This window comes from Desulfoluna sp. CYM3A (assembly GCF_056829965.1).
The window spans coordinates 5,095,080-5,115,312 of record NZ_CP186556.1 but is presented as its reverse complement, the minus strand read 5'-3'; the positions used below and the strand labels follow the sequence as shown (position 1 = coordinate 5,115,312).

Annotated in this window: 21 protein-coding genes; 18 read left to right on the top strand and 3 right to left on the bottom strand. The window is 61.6% G+C overall.

All coding sequences use genetic code 11. The features are described from left to right. Positions 1-26 precede the first annotated feature (26 nt). On the bottom strand, positions 27-1,439 hold the full coding sequence (locus ACOYW1_RS25940) for a DEAD/DEAH box helicase (protein WP_482418352.1): 1,413 nt from the start codon (positions 1,437-1,439) through the stop codon (positions 27-29). A gap of 323 nt (positions 1,440-1,762) precedes the next feature. Between ACOYW1_RS25940 and ACOYW1_RS25935 the strand changes: the two genes are divergently transcribed. The 16 genes from ACOYW1_RS25935 to ACOYW1_RS25860 all read left to right on the top strand — a co-directional run bounded on the left by ACOYW1_RS25935 (position 1,763) and on the right by ACOYW1_RS25860 (position 17,454). Then, a complete protein-coding gene (locus ACOYW1_RS25935) occupies positions 1,763-3,301 on the top strand; it encodes an HD-GYP domain-containing protein (protein ID WP_482420282.1) in 1,539 nt (512 codons plus the stop codon). A 176-nt stretch (positions 3,302-3,477) separates the two neighbouring features. After that, positions 3,478-3,927 (top strand): chemotaxis protein CheX, encoded by a 450-nt coding sequence (locus tag ACOYW1_RS25930; RefSeq protein WP_482418350.1) that lies wholly within the window; start codon positions 3,478-3,480, stop codon positions 3,925-3,927. A gap of 231 nt (positions 3,928-4,158) precedes the next feature. Beyond that, complete coding sequence (locus ACOYW1_RS25925) at positions 4,159-4,533, top strand: chemotaxis response regulator CheY (RefSeq protein ID WP_092213365.1); 375 nt, start codon at positions 4,159-4,161, stop codon at positions 4,531-4,533. Positions 4,534-4,644: 111 nt separating this feature from the next. Beyond that, positions 4,645-5,991, top strand: coding sequence for a sigma-54 interaction domain-containing protein (locus ACOYW1_RS25920; protein WP_482418349.1), 1,347 nt, complete (start codon positions 4,645-4,647; stop codon positions 5,989-5,991). A 293-nt stretch (positions 5,992-6,284) separates the two neighbouring features. Further along, on the top strand, positions 6,285-7,823 hold the full coding sequence (locus tag ACOYW1_RS25915; protein WP_482420281.1) for a tetratricopeptide repeat protein: 1,539 nt from the start codon (positions 6,285-6,287) through the stop codon (positions 7,821-7,823). Next, entirely contained in the window at positions 7,769-8,734 is a 966-nt protein-coding gene (locus ACOYW1_RS25910) for a tetratricopeptide repeat protein (RefSeq protein WP_482420280.1), read from the top strand. Before ACOYW1_RS25915 ends, ACOYW1_RS25910 begins: the two co-directional genes overlap by 55 nt. A 94-nt stretch (positions 8,735-8,828) precedes the next feature. After that, complete coding sequence (locus ACOYW1_RS25905) at positions 8,829-10,166, top strand: sigma-54 interaction domain-containing protein (RefSeq protein WP_482420279.1); 1,338 nt, start codon at positions 8,829-8,831, stop codon at positions 10,164-10,166. Positions 10,167-10,260: 94 nt separating this feature from the next. Then, positions 10,261-10,644: a flagellar basal body rod protein FlgB gene (gene flgB / locus ACOYW1_RS25900; RefSeq protein ID WP_482420278.1), complete on the top strand. Its 384-nt coding sequence runs from the start codon at positions 10,261-10,263 to the stop codon at positions 10,642-10,644. Positions 10,645-10,663: 19 nt separating this feature from the next. After that, the gene (gene flgC / locus ACOYW1_RS25895; RefSeq protein ID WP_482418345.1) at positions 10,664-11,098 is read left to right on the top strand and encodes a flagellar basal body rod protein FlgC; all 435 of its coding nucleotides are present in this window, start codon (positions 10,664-10,666) and stop codon (positions 11,096-11,098) included. Between the two features lie 18 nt (positions 11,099-11,116). After that, positions 11,117-11,404 carry a flagellar hook-basal body complex protein FliE gene (gene fliE, locus ACOYW1_RS25890; RefSeq protein WP_482418344.1) on the top strand — a complete coding sequence of 96 codons (288 nt, stop codon included), beginning with the start codon at positions 11,117-11,119 and terminating at the stop codon, positions 11,402-11,404. 156 nt (positions 11,405-11,560) lie between these two features. Further along, positions 11,561-13,063, top strand: a complete 1,503-nt coding sequence (gene fliF, locus ACOYW1_RS25885; protein WP_482420277.1) for a flagellar basal-body MS-ring/collar protein FliF — start codon at positions 11,561-11,563, stop codon at positions 13,061-13,063. Positions 13,064-13,068: 5 nt separating this feature from the next. Then, a complete protein-coding gene (fliG, locus tag ACOYW1_RS25880) occupies positions 13,069-14,094 on the top strand; it encodes a flagellar motor switch protein FliG (RefSeq protein ID WP_482418342.1) in 1,026 nt (341 codons plus the stop codon). 102 nt (positions 14,095-14,196) lie between these two features. After that, the gene (locus ACOYW1_RS25875) at positions 14,197-15,072 is read left to right on the top strand and encodes a FliH/SctL family protein (RefSeq protein WP_482420276.1); all 876 of its coding nucleotides are present in this window, start codon (positions 14,197-14,199) and stop codon (positions 15,070-15,072) included. Then, positions 15,062-16,552, top strand: a complete 1,491-nt coding sequence (locus ACOYW1_RS25870) for a FliI/YscN family ATPase (RefSeq protein ID WP_482420275.1) — start codon at positions 15,062-15,064, stop codon at positions 16,550-16,552. Before ACOYW1_RS25875 ends, ACOYW1_RS25870 begins: the two co-directional genes overlap by 11 nt. Then, positions 16,488-16,877: a flagellar export protein FliJ gene (gene fliJ, locus ACOYW1_RS25865; protein WP_482423825.1), complete on the top strand. Its 390-nt coding sequence runs from the start codon at positions 16,488-16,490 to the stop codon at positions 16,875-16,877. The genes ACOYW1_RS25870 and fliJ overlap by 65 nt, the downstream gene beginning before the upstream one ends. A 16-nt stretch (positions 16,878-16,893) precedes the next feature. Further along, positions 16,894-17,454 (top strand): MotE family protein, encoded by a 561-nt coding sequence (locus ACOYW1_RS25860; RefSeq protein WP_482420274.1) that lies wholly within the window; start codon positions 16,894-16,896, stop codon positions 17,452-17,454. Between the two features lie 145 nt (positions 17,455-17,599). On the opposite strand, the gene ACOYW1_RS25855 is transcribed toward ACOYW1_RS25860, so the two are convergent. Both ACOYW1_RS25855 and ACOYW1_RS25850 read right to left on the bottom strand, forming a co-directional pair. Next, positions 17,600-18,229 (bottom strand): hypothetical protein, encoded by a 630-nt coding sequence (locus tag ACOYW1_RS25855; protein ID WP_482420273.1) that lies wholly within the window; start codon positions 18,227-18,229, stop codon positions 17,600-17,602. A gap of 43 nt (positions 18,230-18,272) precedes the next feature. Next, the gene (locus ACOYW1_RS25850; protein ID WP_482420272.1) at positions 18,273-19,067 is read right to left on the bottom strand and encodes a substrate-binding domain-containing protein; all 795 of its coding nucleotides are present in this window, start codon (positions 19,065-19,067) and stop codon (positions 18,273-18,275) included. Between the two features lie 370 nt (positions 19,068-19,437). Here ACOYW1_RS25850 and ACOYW1_RS25845 point away from each other — a divergent pair, with 370 nt between their 5' ends. Together ACOYW1_RS25845 and ACOYW1_RS25840 are read left to right on the top strand one after the other, a co-directional pair. Continuing rightward, entirely contained in the window at positions 19,438-19,830 is a 393-nt protein-coding gene (locus ACOYW1_RS25845; RefSeq protein ID WP_482420271.1) for a hypothetical protein, read from the top strand. Continuing rightward, positions 19,758-20,228 carry a Coenzyme F420 hydrogenase/dehydrogenase, beta subunit C-terminal domain gene (locus tag ACOYW1_RS25840; protein ID WP_482423824.1) on the top strand — a complete coding sequence of 157 codons (471 nt, stop codon included), beginning with the start codon at positions 19,758-19,760 and terminating at the stop codon, positions 20,226-20,228. The genes ACOYW1_RS25845 and ACOYW1_RS25840 overlap by 73 nt, the downstream gene beginning before the upstream one ends. Positions 20,229-20,233 lie beyond the last annotated feature (5 nt).

The window sequence follows — 20,233 nt, the reverse complement described above, 5'->3', positions numbered from 1 at the left end:
AATATAATTCTGTTAAAAAGTGTCGATCAAGAATTAATCACGTCGTCCCCTGACGGTGGGGGACCGTCGGCAATGGCGATGCTGTTGGACCGGTAGACCGAGAGCCGGGCCCGGGCCGCAGACTCCAGGACACCGATTTCAGCGTCCACGTAATCCACGATAAGCGCCTTGTCCTTGCCCTCTCCGGGCCTGAGGACCCGCCCCAGGTACTGGATGAGCCGACCGGAAAAGCGGATGGGATAGGTGAGGAACAGGGTGGCCAGACAGCTGGCGTCAAACCCCTCTCCCAGGAGCTGGCTGGTGGCAAAGAGCACCCGGGTCTCTCCTTTTTCCAGGCGTTCCAGGGCCTCGGTCCGGGCTGATTTCGAAAGGTCTCCGGTGATGAGGTCGGCCTCGATGCCGTGGTTGTAGAAGAGCAGGGTTTTCATGTTTTCGCAGTGGGCTTTCCGGTCGGAGAGTACGAGAAGGGTGCCCTGGGTGTGGGGAAGCTCTTCGGAAATATCCTTGACGATCAGGGCGTTGCGGGCGGCATCACCGGTAAGTTGCGCCATGAGCTTAGGATAATGGGTGGTTCCGTCGATATCTGAATAGAAGGGGGTGAGTCGGAAGCGCACCTCGGCCTTGAGGAGGTGCCCCTCTTCGATGAGGGGGCTCTTGTCGATCTGCCAGGCGGACTCCCCCAAATGGAAGAAGATGAGGCGGGAGAGTTTGTCCCGCCGCCAGGGCGTGGCCGAGAGACCGGTCATGTAATGGGAGTCAAAGCGGGTTACGGCTTCGGTAAAGGTGCGGCTGGGTGCCCGGTGGCATTCATCCACGATGAGGTGCCCGATGGTGGGGGCCACTTCGGCCGAACGTTTGTACAGGGACTGGACCATGGCCACGGTGACCTTGTCTCCTAAGCGGCAGGTGCCGCCCCCGATGAGGCCCACCTCTTTTTCGGGAATGCCGAGGAAGGATTCGATGCGGGCGATCCACTGGCGGGCCAGGTCCTTGGTGTGGACCACGATGAGGGTGGGCTGTCGCCGCTGGGCCACGAGGTAGAGGGCCATGACGGTTTTTCCGGCGCCGGTGGGGGCGGTGAGGACCCCGAACTCTTTTTTCAGCACCGCATTGCAGGCCTCTTCCTGAAAGGGGCGCAGGGAACCGGCAAATTCAAAGTCAACCTCCGGGCATGTCCTGCGGTTATCCGTAAGGGAGAAGGCCACGTTGTGGTGCCTGCAGGCGGTGATGAGCATCCGCATGCAGCCCCTGGGGACGCTTAAGCCCTCGTCGGTCTCTTCGTAGAAAAGAAGGTCCTTGTCCACCCCGCGGTTCCACCTGCCGCGGCGCTGGTTTTCCTGCCAGACGGGGTTGGGAAGGGTCAGGTTCTGCTTGACGGTATCGGCCAGCTCCTCAGGGGGGGCGATGAGGGTGGCCCGGTTGTCTAAACGAATTTCCACGGTTTTTTTTAGCTGGCTCCCTTTGGGGTTGGGCGGTGCGGAGGGGGAAAGGGCCGAAGATGGCGCGCCCGCTCTGTGCAACGGCATTAAATCGGGTTAGTTTTTGCAAAGGCCTATAAAATGATCTATGATGATGTACCACAAAGGACCGAAGCCTGCAAAAATGAAGGCAGCTTGCCCCGTTTGACGGCTTCGGCTCTCCGGAAAGGGACTCACCTGAGCGCCGGCATTTCTGCGGTGCTTTTTTGCGGTCCCTGTCCCACGGCCACACGGCGGCTCTCCATGCCATTCGTCGATGATCCCATGCCATTGGTAAGCAGCAGATGACGGAACGCGGAAAAGAAACGATACTTTTTGTGGATGACGAGGAGAGCATTCTCGACATCACCGGGGAATACTTCAGGCACAAGGGGTACCAGGTGTTGACGGCGGGCAACGGCCATCAGGCCCTGGAAGTCCTGGCCTCGCACCAGGTGGACTGCTGCTTTACCGACATCAACATGCCGGGCATGGACGGCCTGGAGCTTGCCGAACACATTCGCCAGAAGGATGTCTCCATTCCCGTGGTGGTCATGACCGGGTTTCCCTCCCTGGAAAACACCCTCTCCACCCTGAAAAACGGGGTTGTTGATTTTCTCATCAAGCCGGTGAAGCTCGAGCAGATGGAGCTGTGCGTCAACCGTGTCTTCAGGGAGCGGGAGCTCTTTTTGAAGAACCTGCTCCTGGCCAAGGAGGTGGAGGGCAAGGAGCGGCTGGAGTCCCTGAATTCCGAGCTTGTGGGCAAGGTGGAAGAGCTCAACATCATGAACCGCATCATGGATGACTTCTCCGCCATCAGCTCCAGTGAGGAGCTTTTCAAGAAGGCCACGGAGTCGGCCGTGGACATCACCGGCGCAGAGTCCTCCCGGTTTTTTATCGTGAGCGAGTCCGTGGACACCCCCTTTGAGATGGCGGCCACCGGTTCCAACGGGGCACGCATCGCCCTGGACGGCCTTGCCCGCTACGGCGGTGAGCTTGAAACGCTCATTCGGGAGGTGGCCCTGGAAGGGGTCCCCACCCTAATCTCCCACAGCTCCAGGCTACGGGAGATGAAGGCCCCCATGAGTTCCGTGGTGCTGGTGCCCTTGAAGATCCGGGCCAAGAGCCTGGGGGTGCTGGTGACCTGCCATCTGGACGAAGAGCGTCATTTTTCCGAAAAAGATGTCTACCATCTGAATTTCATGACCCAGAAGGCTGCGGGCAACGTGGAAAACGTGGCCCTCTACGAGAACATCTACGACAATCTTTTCTCCACCCTGTCCGCCTTTGTCAAGGCGGTGGAGGCCCGTGATTCCTACACCAACCAGCATTCCAACCGGGTGGCGGAGCTGGCCATTCTCCTGGGCTCGGAGCTGGGGTGCACGAAAGAGGAACTCGATGTCCTGAATTTTGCCGGACGGCTCCACGACATAGGAAAGATAGGGATTCGAGATGCAATACTCCTAAAGCCCGGGCGCCTGACGGACGAAGAGTTTGAAAAGATCAAAGAGCATCCCGACATCGGGGCCGACATCGTGGGCCAGCTCGGTCTCTGGGACCGGGAGGCGCAGATTATCCGTCACCACCACGAGCGGTTTGACGGTCAGGGCTATCCCGAGGGCCTGCGCGGGGTGGCCATTCCCTTTCTGGCCCGGATCCTGTCCGTGGCCGATGCCTTCGATGCCATGGCCTCGGACAGGGCCTATCGCCGAAAGATGCCTCTGGACAAGGTCACGGCCATCATCCGGGACGGGGCCGGGGGCCAGTTCGACCCCAGGGTGGTGGACGCCTACCTCAAGGTGGTGCGTAGCGGCGGCCTTGAGGGCACGGTGAAAAAAGAGTGACACAGGTATGTGCTGCGGCGCCTTTGCTCAGGGCGGGTGCGGCTCGACGGACCTGGGGCAGCCCCGGGAACGCATGACGTCTTTGGCCCCTGACCTGCTTGGGGGGGGGAAGACACCAAACGAGCGAACCAGGCCGAAAGGCCCGACGGACGAGTGAGTGCGTTATGGATGCAAATGTGATCAACCCATTTATTCACGCCACCTCCAATGTCTTGGAGACCATGGCCTTTGTCAGCTGCAAGGCGGGGGCACCCTACCTGAAGAAGGACGACCGGGCCACGGGGGACGTCACCGGGATCATCGGATTGACGGGGGAGACCAACGGCACCATTGCCGTGACCTTTGACGAGGGAAGTATCCTTCGGGTGGTCTCCAACATGTTCGGTGAGGAGATCACCGAATTGTCCCATGAGGTGTCCGATGCCGTCGGTGAGATCATCAACATGATCTCGGGCCAGGCACGGCGTGAGATGGAAGAGAACGGTCGGGTGTTTCACGCTTCGATCCCTTCGGTGGTGAGCGGGCGGGGCCATGCCATCACCCATTACTCCGACGGGCCGAAGATCGCTATCCCCTTTACAACCGACGGAGGGGAATTTACCATAGAAGTTTGCCTTGAATGTTAACGAAAGCGCCTGTTGTGGATTTGTGTCGCAGGTGCTATCTGTTAGGGTGAGGCAGGCCCGTGTGGGATAGATTTTGGAACCGCCTCGACGAGGCGCCATCATCCGGTGTTGTGTCTCGAACAGGAGAGACCGTCCTGTGGGCCATGAGATTAGAGAACCCTTGGGTACCGTCATGAGGATACCCCTTGAAGGGACGGTGGGGTCGCGTTAGAGATCGATGGAGATCGGGAAATGAGTACATCCTTGAAGATCCTTGTTGTTGATGATTTTGCCACCATGCGCCGAATCATGAAAAACATCCTCAAGCAACTGGGGTACACCAACATCACGGAAGCCGATGATGGGACCACGGCGCTGGAGGAGTTGAAGCGGGGCAGCTTTGACCTGATTATTTCGGATTGGAACATGCCCAAGATGACGGGTCTTGATCTGCTGAAACTGGTGCGTTCCGATCCCGTTTATAAAGATATCCCTTTTCTTATGGTGACCGCCGAAGCCCAGAAACAGAACGTCATCGAAGCGGTGCAGGCGGGTGTATCAAACTATGTGGTGAAGCCGTTTACGGCTGAGGCCATCGCAGACAAGCTGGGCAAAATAATTGGATAGACAACCGGGGTGTCCCCTCGTTATCTCCCCTTCCCTTGGCTTTGCGTAATAACCCACTTCCACGACCGAATGCAGTAAGATAGGACCGTAGCAATCATGGCGGACACCAGGATGATCAAAGTACTCATAAAAGGGGAGCTGAACAGCTCTCTGCTTATGGGGATGCTTTCCAATTGCGACCTCAAGATCGAGTCGGCGCCGGAATTGACGGCAGCCACAGAGGTGTCCGGCGACTCCGGCTACGGGGCCGTTGTGGCCTCGCACCTGTCCGAAAGCGACGCTTCGGCCCTCTCCCTGTTCCTGAAACGATGCGGTGAACCGCCCCTTATCCTCGTGGGTAAAGGCCCGGAGCCCGATTATGGCAACACCCTGCATTTGGACGACGGGGTGGGCGCGGACGAGCTGGTGGATGCCTGCCGCTCCATGGCCCTTGCCGCCCCGGGCGCATCCGCTGCAACGGGTTTTGACAGCCGGGGCCTCATCGGAGAGAGCGAGGGCATTCGGCGGGTCCTGAAGGTGGCCAACAAGGTGGCCACCACCGACAGCACCGTGCTGATCACCGGGGAGAGCGGGACGGGCAAAGAGCTCATCGCCCGTGCCATCCACCGGAACAGCCCCCGGCGCAACGCCCCTTTGGTGGTGATCAACTGCGGCGCCATCCCCGGAGAACTTCTGGAGAGCGAGCTGTTCGGCCATGAAAAAGGGGCCTTTACAGGGGCCCACAGGGCCCGGCCGGGCCGGTTCGAGCTGGCCGACGGAGGCACCATCTTCCTCGATGAGATCGGGGACATGAGCCCCGACCTCCAGGTGAAGCTTCTCCGGGCCATCCAGGAGAAGTGCTTTGAGCGGGTGGGGGCCACGCGCTCCATCCACGTGGACATCCGCATCATTTCCGCCACCAACAAAGACCTCGCCCTGGCCGTGGAGCAGAAAGCGTTCCGCGAAGACCTCTACTACCGTCTCAACGTGATTCCCGTGATCATGCCCCCCTTGCGTGAGCGGCGAAGCGATATCCCCCTTCTTGCAGAGCATTTCATGGACAAGCTGGCGCGCCGCACCGGCATGGAGAAGAAGAGCTTCTCCCCCGAGGCCATGGAGACCATGACGGCCTATGACTGGCCCGGCAACGTCCGTGAACTCGAGAACCTTGTGGAGCGGTTTTCCGTGCTGGTGGACGGCAACATCGTGGACGTGGAGGACCTGCCCGATCACTTCACCGCAGAGCTTTCCGACGGCGGTGCCCCCCAGGGCGCGGCCCTCTTTTGTGATGTGCGCCACGGAGTCAACTTTCAGGAGTCCGTGGAGCAGCACCAGAAATCCCTGATTCTTCAAGCGCTGAACGAATCCAACTGGGTGAAGGCCAAAGCGGCTGAGCTTCTCAACATGAAGCGGACCACCCTGGTGGAGAAGATCAAAAAGATGAAGATTGAAGAGGGGTCGACCTCCTCTGCTGTGTAGGCCGTTTTGTGTCGGCATGCTCCTCTCCGCGGTTCGGGTGCCCCTTGCGGCACCGGGCCTTACCCGTGCGACTTCCCCTGTCCTGCCCTGTCAAATTCTTGGCGCCTGTCCAGCTCGCTTACCGCCTCTTTTCAGAGGGGCTCCGACTCCGAATTAACGGCATTTTGCCGTGCTTTCCCACGGTTATGGCCTGTCTGGGCCTTCTGGCACAGGGGTTGCAAAACCCATGGACGACCGGTTGCGCCAGATGTGCATCCGGCGGGGAATCACAAGGGACCACGAAGGAGTTGACGATGACGGCATTCCCAAAACGGCAGGGCAGATGGATTCCATGGGCGGTGGCAGCCCTTGTGTTGATGGCGTGGGGACAGGCCATGGCGGTGGAGGTGACCCGGGTGAAGGTTATCCGGGCACCGGATCGCGTGGAGCTCACCGTTTCGGAGCCCGTGGCCGCCAAAGTGGTGAAGATCGACGACCATGAACTGCTCATTGCCCTGAAAGACGCCACCGTTTCCGAGAGCCTGCTTCCGGGACCCGGGCCCATAGAGGTGGCGGTTCGGCGCCGGACGCCGTCGGTCACCACTCTGCTGGTGCGGACGGCTGACCCCATTTTGGCCATGGAGCACGGATGGACGGGGTCGCGCCTCGTGATCTTGCTCTCCCTGAAGGAGACCCTCCGGAGCAAGGCGCCCCGTAGCGTCAAGCGCCCGGCCGATGTCCTCACACCGGAGCGGGTCCTCGGACGCATTCCGGCCCCGGCCGGTTCCCGCGCCGAAGAGACCCATCTCGTGGCCCGGGAGGGCTTTTCCGGCACCGTGGACGACCTGCTGCTGGAGGTGAAAAGCACCCTTTGCCGGGAGGGGGACGGCATGGATCGCATCCTGACCCTCATGCAGAGCGGTGCGTACCGACGCGCCGAACAGGAAGCGGCCAAGAGCCTGAAGCTTTCGGACATGCCCCGGGGGTGTGCCGAGGGCCTTGAGATCCTCCGGGTGCTCAGCGCCTTCCGCTCCGCGGAGAGCAGCCGTCATCAGGACGGGTTTGTCTCGCTTCCGGCCCGCATCAACGATTTTATCAGCCGGTACCCGGACTCCCCGTACCTGCCCTATGCCCTCTCCATGCTGGGAAGCACCTATGCGGCCCTGGGGGATCACGGCATGGCCGAAGGGTACTTTCGTGTGGTTCTGGAAGACCACATCGGCTTTACCGGGGCGCCGGACACGGCGTTTCGCCTGGCAAAGCTCCTGCGTCGCACGGACCGCGCCGTGGAAGCCCTGCCCATGCTCAAGACCGTGACGGATCTGGGCGAGTCCCTGGCCTTTGCCGACGAGGCTCGAAAGGAGATGGCCCTGGTCCTCTATGACGTGGGGGATTTTGCCAAAAGCCAGGCCCTCTTCGAGGCCCTCATGGCAAAGAGCGAAGAGGCGGTGTGGCAGGACCCGGACCTTCTCCTTTACGGCGGCCAGGCTGCCTTGAGGGCGGGGCATCGCGAGGTGGCGCGCCGCTACCTGGTGCAGTTTGCCAACCTCTTTCCCGATGCCCAAGGCGCGGACATGGCCCTTGAGAGCGTGGGGGAGAGCTGGCTGGACGACGGCCGCCCGGACCGCGCCAAGGCCTTTTTCCGCATGGTCATCGAACGCTACACCGAAGGGGAAGGCTATGTGACGGCCCTGGTCCGCCTGGCTGAGCAGCTTCCGGACCGAAAGGAGAAGGAGGCCCTCTACACCCAGGTCATCGATGATTTTCCTGAGCATCCCCTGGCGCTGCCGACCTGCGCATGGCGTCCCTTTACGATGAGGCCGGTGAGCACGAGGCCAGCGTTGCCATGGTGAAAAAACTGCTGGAGGTCGGTGCCGGGGGCCTGCGGGCCGAAGCCTACGCCCGGGCCGAGCAGGCCGTGCTGGGCCACTTCAAGGGGCTCATGGCCGAGGGTCGGTACGTGGACCTCATCGCTTTTTTTGAAAAGGAGCGGCGTCTCCTGCACAAGCTCGAGAATCCCGACATCTTTCTCCTGGCCGGAGAGGCTTTTATGACGGCCCATCTCTACGGCAGCGCCGCCAAGGAGCTGGAGCGCGCCATTGTCCTGTCCATGAAGCGGCTCAAGTGGTCGGGGGAGGAACGCCTGGCCGGGCTCTACTTCCAGCTGGGGCAGGCCCTGGACGAAGGCGGGCGCAAGAAAGAGGCGCAAACCATTTTTACACGCTATCTGGAGCGGTACCCCAAGGCTCCGGGCCAGGGAGAATCCTCCCTGCGGCTGGGGCGCATCCTCTACGAGGCCGGTGAGCTGGAGCAGGCCGAGGTGCTGTTCAAAAAAAGCCTGAGCTTCGGCGAGGGGGCTGAGGCCCAGGTCTGGCTCTCCCGGTGCCGGGAAGACCTGGGGGACCACGCCGGAGCCGCGGCTCGTCTCAACAAGGCGATTCCCCTCCTGGAAGCCGGGGACCCCGTGCCGTCGGATGATCTCTACGCGGCGTACCGCCGTCTGGGCGATTTGGAGATGAAGCTGGGCCAGTACCTGAAGGCGGTAACCGCCTTTGCCGGGGCGGAAAAATATGCCGGTGAAGAGGTCTCCGGCGAAGAGCTTCGCTTTTTACGGGCCGATGCCCTGGCCAAAGGGGGCGAGACAAGCCGTGCCATGGTCCTTTACCGGGCCGTTTCAACCTCGGACGACGAGTTCTGGAGCGGCATGGCCACGGAGAGGCTCCGGGCCATGGAGCTCGACAAACGCCTTGGGGGGGATCGCTGATCCCACCGGCGACGATTTAAACCGGTTGGCCTTCTGGGGCCGACAGATGCAGATGTGTTGAGAAGACGAAGGGAAGGACATGGCAGCGTGCCGGGTGTTATTGGTTGATCAGGGGCTCTCCCGAAGCCGGGAGTGGGGCCCCGTCCTGGAAACAAAGGGCCACGTCCTGGATCGCGTGCCGGAGCTCCCCCATGTGTCGGAGCTTGCGGCCGGTCATCACGACTTGGTTGTGGTCCATGCCCCGTCCGCGGGCCATGGCCTCACCCCCTTTCTTGCGGCCCTGGCCGCCGAGGAGGAGGGGCCCGAAGCCGTGGTGGTGATGGACACCCCGGACGCCGCCCTTGCCGTGGCCTGGATGAAAGAGGGGGCCCGGGATTGCCTCATGGCCCCGGTGAGCCCGGAACAGATTGCCCTTTTGGCCGACGCCCGAGTGGCCGCATCTGCCGCGGGCCGGGGACGGGTGGCCGGAAAGACCCGCATCGTCACCTGTAACCCGCGCATGGAGGCCCTGCTCTCCATGCTGGACCGGGTGGCCGACAGCTCGGCCTCGGTCCTCATCACAGGAGAGAGCGGCACGGGCAAGGAACTTATTGCCCGGTACGTGCACGGCAAGAGCCGCAGGGGCGGCGGCCCCTTTGTGGCGGTGAACTGCGCAGCCCTGCCCGAGAGCCTCATGGAGAGCGAGCTTTTCGGCCATGAAAAGGGCGCCTTTACCGGCGCCACCTCCCGAAAGGCCGGAAAATTTGAGCTGGCCCAGGGGGGGACCCTGCTCCTGGACGAGATCACGGAGATGCCCGTGATTCTCCAGGCCAAGCTGCTGCGGGCCATCCAGGAGAAGGAGGTGGATCGCCTGGGCGGGACCTCGCCGGTTTCCGTGGATGTGCGGGTGGTGGCCACCTCCAACCGGGACTTAAAAGAGGCCATCGAACAGGGGCTGTTCCGGGAAGACCTTTACTTCCGGCTCAACGTCATCCCCGTCAAGATTCCCCCGCTCCGGGAGCGGCAGGAAGACATCGAAGCCCTGGCCCGTCATTTCATGGCGCGGTTCAGCGCCCAGGACGGGCGTGCCGTCAAAAATTTGACGTCCGACGCCGTGGACCGCCTGCGAAACTACCCCTTTGCCGGCAACGTGCGGGAGCTGGAGAACCTGATTCACCGCGCCGTGCTTCTGGCCGACGGGGAGACCATCGGGGCCGAGGCCCTCTGGTTCGAGGAGGGTGAGATGCCCCAGCCCGCTGCAGCTCCTGACGCGAGTATGTCCCGTGATTTCAAGGGCGCGCCCCTGCGTGAGGTGGAGCGCATGGTGATCTTCGACACCCTGGAGCAGACCGGCGGCAATCGGACCCACGCGGCTCGGATCCTGGGGATCAGCGTGCGGACCTTAAGGAACAAATTGAACGAATACCGTGCCGACGGTTCCGAAATTCCGTAAAGGCACGGATGTTGCATTGAATTCTCTCCCAGGAACGTAAAGGGCGCTCACGCGCCAGTGGACAACCCATCACCACAAAAGAGGCCGGACCATCATGTCACGCGACTTACCCATCGACAGCACCTACGCCATGCTCGGCAAGGCCATGGATGTCTCCGCACGGCGCCATAACCTCATCACGGGCAACATTGCCAACATGGACACGGTGGGGTACAAGGCCAAGGACCTGGACTTCCAGAAAACCCTGGAGATGGAGTTGACCCGGGGGGGCGGCCCCCTGGACCGGACCCACGAGAAACACCTCCAGGGTCGCCCCGCAGGGGCCTTTGACGCCGAGATGGAGGAAGACGCGCCCGTGGATCTGGACCGGGAGATGTCCCGGCTGGTGGAGAACAACATCCGGTACCGCTCCACCGTGGAGATGATGATGCGCAAGGTGGCCACCCTTCGGGATGCCATCGGCGAAGGCGTGAAATAACACTTGAGGGGGAATGACCATGGATCTTCTGGGAGCCATTAAAGTCAGCAGTTCGGCCCTTACGGCCCACCGCACCAAGATGAACGTGGTGGCGGAAAACATCGCCAACTCCGAGACCACCCGCACCGCCGAGGGCGGGCCCTACCGTCGCAAGATGGTGGTCTTTGAAAAAGAGGAGCCCCAAAGCTTCGATGACGTCTTCGCCCGGGAAATGGCCCGGGGTGACGCCGTGAAGGTGACGGAGATCGTCAGCTCCCCCGAGGACTACCGCCTGGAGTACAACCCCGAGCACCCGGACGCCGACCCGGAGACGGGGTACGTGAAGATGCCCAACGTGGATGTCCTCTCCGAGGTGGCGGACATGATGGTGGCCAGGCGTTCCTACGACGCCAGCGCCACGGCCGTGGAAAACTCCAAAAACATGATCATGAAGGCCCTTGAGATCGGGCGCTGATAGGAGACAGGTGATACCATGAAGATTACCCAGCTCACACAAGGCGTCTCCACCCCGCAGCCTGCGGCTGAAAACCGGGTGGGAAACGGCCCCTCCTTTGAAGAGCGCTTCAAGGGCGCCCTGGCCGAGGTCAATACCAAGCAGCAGGACGCCGACAGCGCCGCCCAGCAGGTGGTCTCCGGCAAGAAAGGCATCCACGAAGGGATGCTGGCCCTCCAGGAAGCGGACATTGCCATGAAGGCCCTGCTCCAGGTGCGCAACAAGGTGATCTCCGCCTACAACGATGTGATGAAAATGCAGGTGTAGTTCCTGCCCGTTGTCTTATTCCCCCTCCCGTGACGCATCTTCCGATGGACCGAGGAGCTCGATTTACGCTGTCTGCCATGAGGTAACCTGCAGGTGTTTCAGTTTTTTCAACAGATCCGTGACGTTCTCGAACATGCCCCTCCTGGAACATCGGCGGTGGGCGCCCTCCTTTTTGTGGTCATCAGCCTCTTTGCCGGGATTATTCTCTGGAGCAATATGGTGGAGTACCGCTCCCTGTACCGCGGCCTCTCTCCGGAAGACGCCTCCCAGGTGGTGACCCGCCTCAAGGAACTCAAGATCCCCTACAAGCTCGAATCCGGTGGCTCCGGTATCTCCGTGCCCGCGGACAAACTCTACGACCTGCGCCTCTCCATGGCCGCCGAGGGCCTGCCCAAGGGCTCCGGCGTGGGTTTTGAGATCTTCAACAAGACCGAGTTCGGCACCACCGAGTTTGTCCAGAAGCTGAACTTTCAGCGGGCCCTCCAGGGGGAGCTGGCCCGGACTATCCGGGAGATCGAGGAGGTGCGGGATGCACGCGTCCTCATCGTTATGCCCAAGGATTCTGTTTTTGTGGAAGAGTCCAAGCCCCCGTCGGCCTCCGTGCTTCTCAAGTTGCGCAAGACCCTGCCCCAGAGCCAGGTGGAGGCCATCGTGCACCTGGTTGCAAGTTCCGTTGAAGACCTCACCCCGGATCGGGTCACCGTGGTGGATTCCCGGGGCAAGATCCTCTCCAGCGGTACCCCCGAGGATGCAGACAAGCAGCTCCTCAACTCGCAGCTCTCCTACAAGCTCGCCTACGAGCGGAACGTGACCCAGCGCATCCAGAGTATGCTGGAGCGCATCGTGGGCCAGGGCAAGTGCATCGTGCGCGTTACCGTGGACATGGATTTTTCCCGGGTGGACGTGAGCGAAGAGCTCTTTGATCCGGATGGGCAGGTGGTGCGCAGCCGTCAGAACGTCGCTGAAAAGAGCGACAAGAGCAATGTCGGGCCGGACAAGATCTCCAGCGTTAACCCCCTGGCCGACCTGGATCCCAACCGAAAAACCGAGAGCAAGCAGCGCAACGACGACACGGTCAACTATGAAATCAGCCGCACCACCCGCCGCACCACCCGCCCCCTGGGCGAGGTGATGCGCATCTCCGTGGCCGCGGTTTTAGACGGTACCTACACCACGGAGATCGCCGAAGACGGCACCCGGAGCCGCAAGTACGTTCCCAGGAGCGCCGAAGAGATGAAGCTCTTTACCACCATCGTGCGCCAGGCCATGGGCTACAGCGCGGACCGGGAAGACCAGGTCTCGGTGGAGTCCATGCCTTTTACCATGGACGACGACTGGGAGCTGGAACAGCCCCCTGCCACCGGTGTGGACAAGCTGGTGGACGATTACGGCAAGCTGGGGCTCAACCTCCTGGCCATCCTCCTGGTCTTCCTCTTTGTGGTGCGGCCCCTGATCCGCACCCTGCGTGAGGTGAACCAGAAGGAGGAGGACGACATCTTCGATGAGGATGACGACGGCGTCACCGTCTCCATCGGTGGGGATGCCCAGGCAGAGGGGGTACTCCGGGATGGTACGCCCCAGGAGCGCGCCATGCGCCTGGTGCGTGAAGACGTGGATAAAGCGGCCAACATTATCAAAGGCTGGCTGGGGGAGGAGTAGGGACAATGCCTGCAGAAAACGCACAAAAAGGGGACAAGGCCATGACAGGCCCCATGAAGGCGGCCATTTTTCTTCTCTCGCTGGGGGAAGGCCGGGCCGCCGAGGTCTTCAAGAAATTAAACGACGCCGAGATCCGGCTGGTGGCCACCACCATGACCCAGATCCGGGAGATCCTGCCCGAAGACCTGGCTGCCGTGGCCAACGAGTTTATTGAGCTCTTCGAAGGGGACACCAAGCTGATGGTGGAGTCCGGGGACTTCCTCCGAAACGTCATCAAAAACACCCTGCCTGCGGACCGGGCCGAAGAGATCCTCAAAGAGATCGAGGCCCTGCAGCGGGACAAACCCTTTGGCTGGAGCCGGGACGTCAACGTGGCTTCCCTTTCCACGGCCCTGCTCCTGGAGCATCCCCAGACCATCGCCATGATCATGGCCCATCTGCCCCCGGACATTGCCGCAGATGTGCTGATCTCCTTTCCCGAGGATATGAAAGGGGACGTTGCCTTAAGGGTGGCCCGTATCGGGCAGATCCCCGAGGAGATCGTCCGGGACGTGGACGGCGCCCTCAAAGACGAGCTCAAGAACATGGTCAGCTCCGGCGGCAAAGTGGGCGGACTCCAGGTGCTGGTGGACATCATCGGCGGCGTGGACAAGGCCACCGAGGACACCGTCATGGAGATGATCGAGGAAGAGGATATGGAGATGGCCATGAACGTCCGGGACATGATGTTTGTCTTCGAAGACCTCGTGGGCGTGGACGATCGCGGCATGCGCGAGGTGCTCAAGCGGGTGGAGGGAGCTCAGCTCACCATTGCCCTGAAGACCGCCAGCGAAGACATGAAGAACAAGATCCTCGGCAACCTCTCTTCACGGGCCGCCGAGATGATCCTGGAGGATCTGGAGGTCATGGGGCCGGTGAAACTCTCCGAGGTGGAGGGGGCCCAGCAGGCTGTGGTCCAGGCGGCCAAGGACCTGGAGGCCGAGGGCACCATTACCCTGGCCGGAAAAGGCAAAGACGATATCCTGGTGTAACCCAGAAGGTGTCCGCAGCCGCGTTGGCGCAGGAACGGACACGCACCAGGCAGTGTGAGTTTGAATGGTTTGCCCGGGGTACCGGGCTGGTTGGGAGACGGTATGACGGAAAACGGGTTTCGCCCCCTGGTGGGGGTCTCCTCCGGAGCGTTTGAAACATCAACGGTACCCAGTGGGGAGAGTGGCGGAGGGGTGCAGAATTTCCACCGCCTGGAGTTCAAACAGGAAGAGCCCAACCCCGAAGGGGACGAGCCGGTGGAGACCGGAGAGGCCCCCTTTGCCCCCGAAGCGCCGGAGCCTCCCCCGGCCCAGGCCGCACCGACGCCCCCGCCTGCCCCTGAACCGCCCCCTGAGCCCGACACCGCCGATGTGGAAGCCGGCGATGAAGAGGCAGCCCCTGCTGCCGCCCCCGCCGAGGACTCCGGTCTTTTTGAGGTGGAGCGCCAGGCCTTTGAGATGGGCTTTGAGAAGGGCGAGCGCGAAGGCTTCAGCAAAGGCGAAGAGCGGGCCATGGAGATGCTGGTGCGCCTTGAAAACCTGATCCTGGGCTTTGAAGGTGCGTGGCGCAAGAGTTGTGAAAACCGGGAGGAGGAGATCGTCCGCCTGGCCCTGGTGGTGGCGGAAAAAGTGGCCCTGGCCAAGGCAGACCGGGACGATGAAATAGAGGAGAAGATCCGCTCCCTGGTGGAAGCCCTGGCAGCCCTGGAGAATCCCGGGACCTGTACCGTGCGCGTGAATCCCGATGACTTTGATTCGGTGGAACGCCTGAGGGGCGATCTTTTCCAGCGTGTGGCAAACCTCCAGGAGATCACCATTCTCCCGGACGGGGTGGTGGACGAAGGCGAGGTGCGCCTGGAGAGCGATAACGGGTGGCTGGAAACCCACGCCAGAAAACGCCTGGATGAGGTCCTCTCCCGCGTGGGCGAAGCCGCGGGCATCTCCATGGGCGACCCCGGGGAGGTGCCGGGTGGCGTATGACCACGGGGTCTGGAAGATCATGGAAGAGGCGGCCCGCCAGACGCGTCTCTTTTCGTCGGAAGGCCGTGTAGAACAGGTCCTGGGGCTTGTGGTGGAAGGCCGGGGCCTCAAGGCGGGCATCGGCAGCCTGGTTACCATCCTCACCGCGTCGGGCAGAGCCCTGGCAGGGGAGGTGGTGGGGTTCCGGGAAGGCCGCGTGGTGATCATGCCCTACGGCGATATCGCCGGGGTGTGCGAGGGCGACCGCATCCGCCTGTCTGAATCCGAGCCCGCCGCCAGCGTGGGAGACGGCTTTCTGGGCCGGGTGGTGGATGGCCTGGGCCATCCCATTGACGGCAAGGGGCCTTTGGGGCCCTGTGTGGATTACCCTCTCTACGGCAAACCCATCAACCCCATGGAACGGCGGCCCGTGGAGGAGTTCCTGGACGTGGGGATCTCCGCCATCAACCTCATGACCCCGGTGGGACGGGGCCAGCGTGTGGCCATCATGGCCGGTTCCGGGGTGGGCAAGAGCGTTCTCATGGGCATGATGACACGCTACACCGAAGCCGAGGTGGTCATCATCGGCCTCATCGGCGAGCGCGGCCGGGAGGTCAAAGATTTTGTGGACAAGACCCTGGGCGAAGAGGGGCTGAAGCGGGCCGTGGTGGTGGCGGCAACCTCGGACAGCCCCCCGCTGGTGCGTATGCGCGGTGCCTACCAGGCCACAGCCCTGGCAGAGTACTTCCGGGACCAGGGCAAGGACGTGCTCCTGATCATCGACTCCATCACCCGTTTTGCCATGTCCTCACGGGACGTGGGGCTCTCCGCAGGCGAGGCCCCCACCAACCGCGGTTACACCTCCTCATTTTTCGTGAAGATCCCCATCCTGCTGGAGCGGGCCGGGGCCGTGGAGGGCAAGGGCTCCATCACCGGGTTCTACACCACCCTGGTGGAAGGGGACGACATGAACGACCCCGTGGGGGACACCGTGCGCTCCATCGTGGACGGCCACATCGTCCTCTCCAGGGACCTGGCCAACCGGGGCCATTACCCCGCCATCGAAGTACTGGGCAGCGTGAGTCGTGTGGCAAGTGACGTGGTGGGACCCGACCACCTGGCCCTGCGAAGCAGGCTCCAGGGATTGATGTCCACCTACCGTCAGTCCGAAGACATGATCGCCATCGGGGCCTACAACCAGGGCAGCAACGCCCAGATCGACGAGGCCATTGCCTTAAAGCCCAAGATCGACGACCTGCTTCGCCAGAACGTGGAGATGAAGTGCAGCTACGGCGTCTCCCTCAACCGGTTGAAGGCCCTTTTTATGGCGATGAGGGTAACCGTTTATCTCCCGGCAGGGCCGCCGGAGGCACTCTATGCACTCATTCAAATTAGAGTCGGTGCTCTCCCTGCGCGAGCACAAGGAGCGCCTTGTGATGCAGGAGGTGGGGGCCCTCACCCAGGAGCTGGCCCGGGTCAAGGGGGAGATGACGGCCCTTGAGGAGGAGCGGGCCGAGGTGGAACAGAACCTGGCCCGGCGCATGGGCCACGGCATGAGCGGCGCCGAGCTTCAGGGGGTTCAGGCCTACATCAAGGGCATCGCCGTTCGGTGGCAGGAAGAGCTGGTCCTGTCCGAGAAGGTTCAGCGGTACCTGGACGCCAAGCGCAGTGAGCTGGCCAAGTGCGCGGTGGAGCGAAAGGCCATGGAAACCCTGAAGGAGAGACAGCGTGACGCGTTTTTCCGCGAGCAGGACGAAGAGCAGCGCAAATTGGACGAAGAGACGGTACTGGTGCACCGGGCAGCCACGGCCCGGGGCCGGGAGTGAGGACGTGATGAAGGCAATGAGAGTTGTGATGATGGGGATGCTGATTTTCTGGAGCCTGTGGGCTCCTGTGCTGGCAGCTGATCCACAGGACGGGGAAGCGCCCGAGGGCCAGGAAGCTGTCGCCCCTGTGGTGGAGACCCCGGAAATCCTCTTCCGGGGCCTGGAGGCCAAGCGCATTGCCCTGGAAGCCAGGGCAGAGGCCATTCGCCTGGAGGAGAAAAAGCTCAAAGAGCTTAAAACAGAGCTGGACGCCACCCGTGAAACCCTGGAGACCCTCCGCCGTCAGATCGAAACCAGTCTGAGCCGCCTGGAAGCCAAGGAGAAGGCGGTGAACGAAGCACAGCGCCTGGAGGAGGAGAAAAAGATCAAGCAGCTGGTCAAGCTCTACTCCAGCATGAAGCCGAAACAGGCCGCAGCCATCGTGGACAGCATGGACATCGTCATTGCCGAGCGCCTCTTCATGAACCTCAAAGGGGACGTGGCAGGAAAGATCCTCGCCTATGTGGCAAAGGACAAGGCAGCGCGCATCAGCGAACGTCTCGCCGAAACGTTAGCCGACCTGCCGGAGGTGAAGTAGAACACCCCCGGTGAACTTCAGACAAACCAAACGCAAAAAGGCCGTGATTCCATGGGAATCACGGCCTTTTTGCGTTTGTGAGTGTTGCGCCTCCGGCGGCCCTGCCGAAGGGCAACGCGCAATGGCAATCAGCTTTCGAGGTGGCTCACCTCGCCGCCGGAGGCCTGCTTTTCTTGCTCAACGTCATCTGTTCAGTGCGTATAGGTCTTGTCGATGGTTGAGATGTAGAGGATGTCGTTCTCTTTTTTGACGAGGCATGCGATTCGAGGTCGTGTTCCTCAGCATCGTCAGGCCGGATGACGGCGTTTTCGTCCGTCAGGAGGTTTTTGAGCCTCCCGGAATCCGGGAACTGGAGAAGGACCTTTTCCCCCGGGGCGTTTTCCACGTCCCCGCAGGGGATCACTTCGCCGGAGTCGGCCATGAGGCGCCCCAGCTCCTCTTCGCTGGCGTTGGCATAGATCTTGGCCATGAGGTAGTCCACGGCCCCCAGGCCGTAGAGGGGCAGCTCGCACAGGGCAATGATGAAGCCCCTGGGGCGTTTTCGGGAGATCTGGATCTCCTCCACGGTCTCCTTGCAGTAGGGCTGGCGGGTGAGGGTGTAGATTCCTTCGTCTTCTTCGAGCATGTAGACGGCGTTGATGCGCTGGCCCACCCCTTTGTCTCCGGTGCGGGTCTCCTCCACGCGCGGGGCCGACATGGTCAGGGCCGAGGCGCACCCCATGGCGAGAAGGAGACTTGAAAGCCAGATGAGGCTGATGGTTCTTTTCAGGTACATGGTGTTCTCCCGTTACGCTGGTGGCGGTTGGCTTCAAAACGGATCACTGGATAAGGGGGGTGAGCCCCCGGCGCGTCATGTTTGCCCTGGCCTTTTCCGACAGGGTGTAATTGAGCACTTCCCGGACCACCCCGGACGGCTGGCCCCGGGTCACCAGGGAGAAGGTCTGCGTATAGGGATAATCTTCGGAACCGGGCTCAAGGCCGTCGATGGTGAAGATTTTGACGTTGTCGTATTTGGCCACCACGCTGCGTGTGGCAAAGGAGAGGGCCCCGGGAATGTGGCTCACTGCCTCAACGGCCGACGAGGAGTGGGCCGCCTGGTAATCGAATTTCATCTGGGAGGCGCCCATGGCCTGACGCACAAAGTTGACATAGGCCCCGGTCTCCTTGACCGGGGTGATGATGCGCACGGGCAGGTCCGGTCCCCCCACCTCTTTCCAGTTGGGGATGTTGCCGCTGAAAAGGCGCCTTACCTCGGTGAGGGAGAGGTCCCCCACCGGAATCTCCGTACAGGCAATGACCACCATGGGGTCCTTGCAGATGGGGATGGCCACAAGGCCCTGCTTTCGATCCTCCGGAGATAGGGGCAGGGCCGAGGCGGCCAGTTCACAGAAGCCGTTTTTCAGTCGGTTGATGGACACCTGGGAGGAGAAGATATGGAGGGTGACATTGAGGCCGGTGGTGTGTTTGAAATCGTTGAGGACGGTTTTGCCGAAGGCCTCGGCAATCTGGGAGGAGCAGCTGGCGTTGACCATGCCCTGGGCGGACACCGAGGCAGGCAGAAGGCACGACAGGACGATGAGTAAAACGAAAAGAGCGTTATTCCTGGGTGACATGGCATCTCTCCGAGTGGAAGGTTGACGATCTGTATATCGAAACATAAAGAGCTGTTCGGTTCCTGGTAATGCCGAAAACCACGATACGAATATGCTGCCCCGAGGTAAAGTGAAATATTTCAGGCCGGGCAGCCATGGGAGGGAATATGAGGTGTGTATCTTAAAATGAACGACGATCGCAACATAAAAATAGTGTTCGATAATTTTGTTGACAGGAAAAATGGGATGCCCGTATACTTTTTTTATAATGATATACGCTGTTTGATAATGTCGAACAACTGAGGGCCAACGGCTCACGTCCGGCCCCTGTTCCGTGGAACCGGAGAACTGGTTTCGATTCACCCGTTTGTGCGATGCAAGGGAGACTGCCATGGAGATTCGCGGAGGGATGGAGCTGGTGCGTGATGTCCTGGACAAGGGGCTGTGTGTGGATTGCGGTGGCTGCGTGGGGCTCTGTCCCTATTTTCGGAGCCATAAGGGGCGCGTGGCCATGCTTTTCGACTGCAACCTCGAGAAGGGGAGGTGCCATGCCCACTGCCCCAGGGCGGAAGTGGACCTGGACGCCGTAAGCAAAAAGCTTCCCGGGGGCCATTACACCGGTGAGCCCGCAGGCCGCTTTCTTCGCATGGTCAAGGCCCGTGCCGGAAAGAAGATGGCGGGCAGGGCGCCGTACCAGAACAAGGAGAGTGCATCTCCCTTCTGGCCCTGGCCCTTGATACCGGTCTCATCGATGCCGCCGCCCTTACCGATCGCAAGGGGCTGATGCCCCGGCCCCGCGTGGTCACCGACGTGGCCGGGGTCCTGGCCTGTGCCTCCTCCAAGTACATGGCATCCCCCACGGTGGCGGCGGTTCACGAGGCTGTTGCCGAAGGGTTTCGGCGCATCGCCGTGGTGGGGACCCCCTGCCAGGTCACCTCGGTGGGGCAGATGCGGTGCGACCCCCTGGATCGCTCTGAAATCGATCCAGTGGCCCTGACCATCGGCCTTTTCTGTACCTGGGCGCTGGACGCTCGCCTCTTTTCCGACCTGATTCCCGGCGGGGTCGCCCCTGAGTCCGTTACCGGCATGGACGTACCCCCACCCCCTGCCTCGGTGTTTTCCCTTCACACCTCGAACGGTACCATTCTAAATCTTCCTTTAGAAAAACTGCAGACTTCGTAAAGCCA

What these genes read in the sequence shown, in the direction of transcription:
- ACOYW1_RS25935 (WP_482420282.1), top strand. Translation starts at nt 1,763, where the DNA reads ATGACGGAACGCGGAAAAGAAACGATACTTTTTGTGGATGACGAGGAG.
- ACOYW1_RS25925 (WP_092213365.1), top strand. Translation starts at nt 4,159, where the DNA reads ATGAGTACATCCTTGAAGATCCTTGTTGTTGATGATTTTGCCACCATG.
- ACOYW1_RS25920 (WP_482418349.1), top strand. Translation starts at nt 4,645, where the DNA reads ATGATCAAAGTACTCATAAAAGGGGAGCTGAACAGCTCTCTGCTTATG.
- ACOYW1_RS25915 (WP_482420281.1), top strand. Translation starts at nt 6,285, where the DNA reads ATGACGGCATTCCCAAAACGGCAGGGCAGATGGATTCCATGGGCGGTG.
- ACOYW1_RS25910 (WP_482420280.1), top strand. Translation starts at nt 7,769, where the DNA reads ATGGCGTCCCTTTACGATGAGGCCGGTGAGCACGAGGCCAGCGTTGCC.
- flgB (WP_482420278.1), top strand. Translation starts at nt 10,261, where the DNA reads ATGTCACGCGACTTACCCATCGACAGCACCTACGCCATGCTCGGCAAG.
- flgC (WP_482418345.1), top strand. Translation starts at nt 10,664, where the DNA reads ATGGATCTTCTGGGAGCCATTAAAGTCAGCAGTTCGGCCCTTACGGCC.
- fliE (WP_482418344.1), top strand. Translation starts at nt 11,117, where the DNA reads ATGAAGATTACCCAGCTCACACAAGGCGTCTCCACCCCGCAGCCTGCG.
- fliG (WP_482418342.1), top strand. Translation starts at nt 13,069, where the DNA reads ATGCCTGCAGAAAACGCACAAAAAGGGGACAAGGCCATGACAGGCCCC.
- ACOYW1_RS25875 (WP_482420276.1), top strand. Translation starts at nt 14,197, where the DNA reads ATGACGGAAAACGGGTTTCGCCCCCTGGTGGGGGTCTCCTCCGGAGCG.
- fliJ (WP_482423825.1), top strand. Translation starts at nt 16,488, where the DNA reads ATGCAGGAGGTGGGGGCCCTCACCCAGGAGCTGGCCCGGGTCAAGGGG.
- ACOYW1_RS25860 (WP_482420274.1), top strand. Translation starts at nt 16,894, where the DNA reads ATGAGAGTTGTGATGATGGGGATGCTGATTTTCTGGAGCCTGTGGGCT.
- ACOYW1_RS25855 (WP_482420273.1), bottom strand. Translation starts at nt 18,229, where the DNA reads ATGTACCTGAAAAGAACCATCAGCCTCATCTGGCTTTCAAGTCTCCTT.
- ACOYW1_RS25850 (WP_482420272.1), bottom strand. Translation starts at nt 19,067, where the DNA reads ATGTCACCCAGGAATAACGCTCTTTTCGTTTTACTCATCGTCCTGTCG.
- ACOYW1_RS25845 (WP_482420271.1), top strand. Translation starts at nt 19,438, where the DNA reads ATGGAGATTCGCGGAGGGATGGAGCTGGTGCGTGATGTCCTGGACAAG.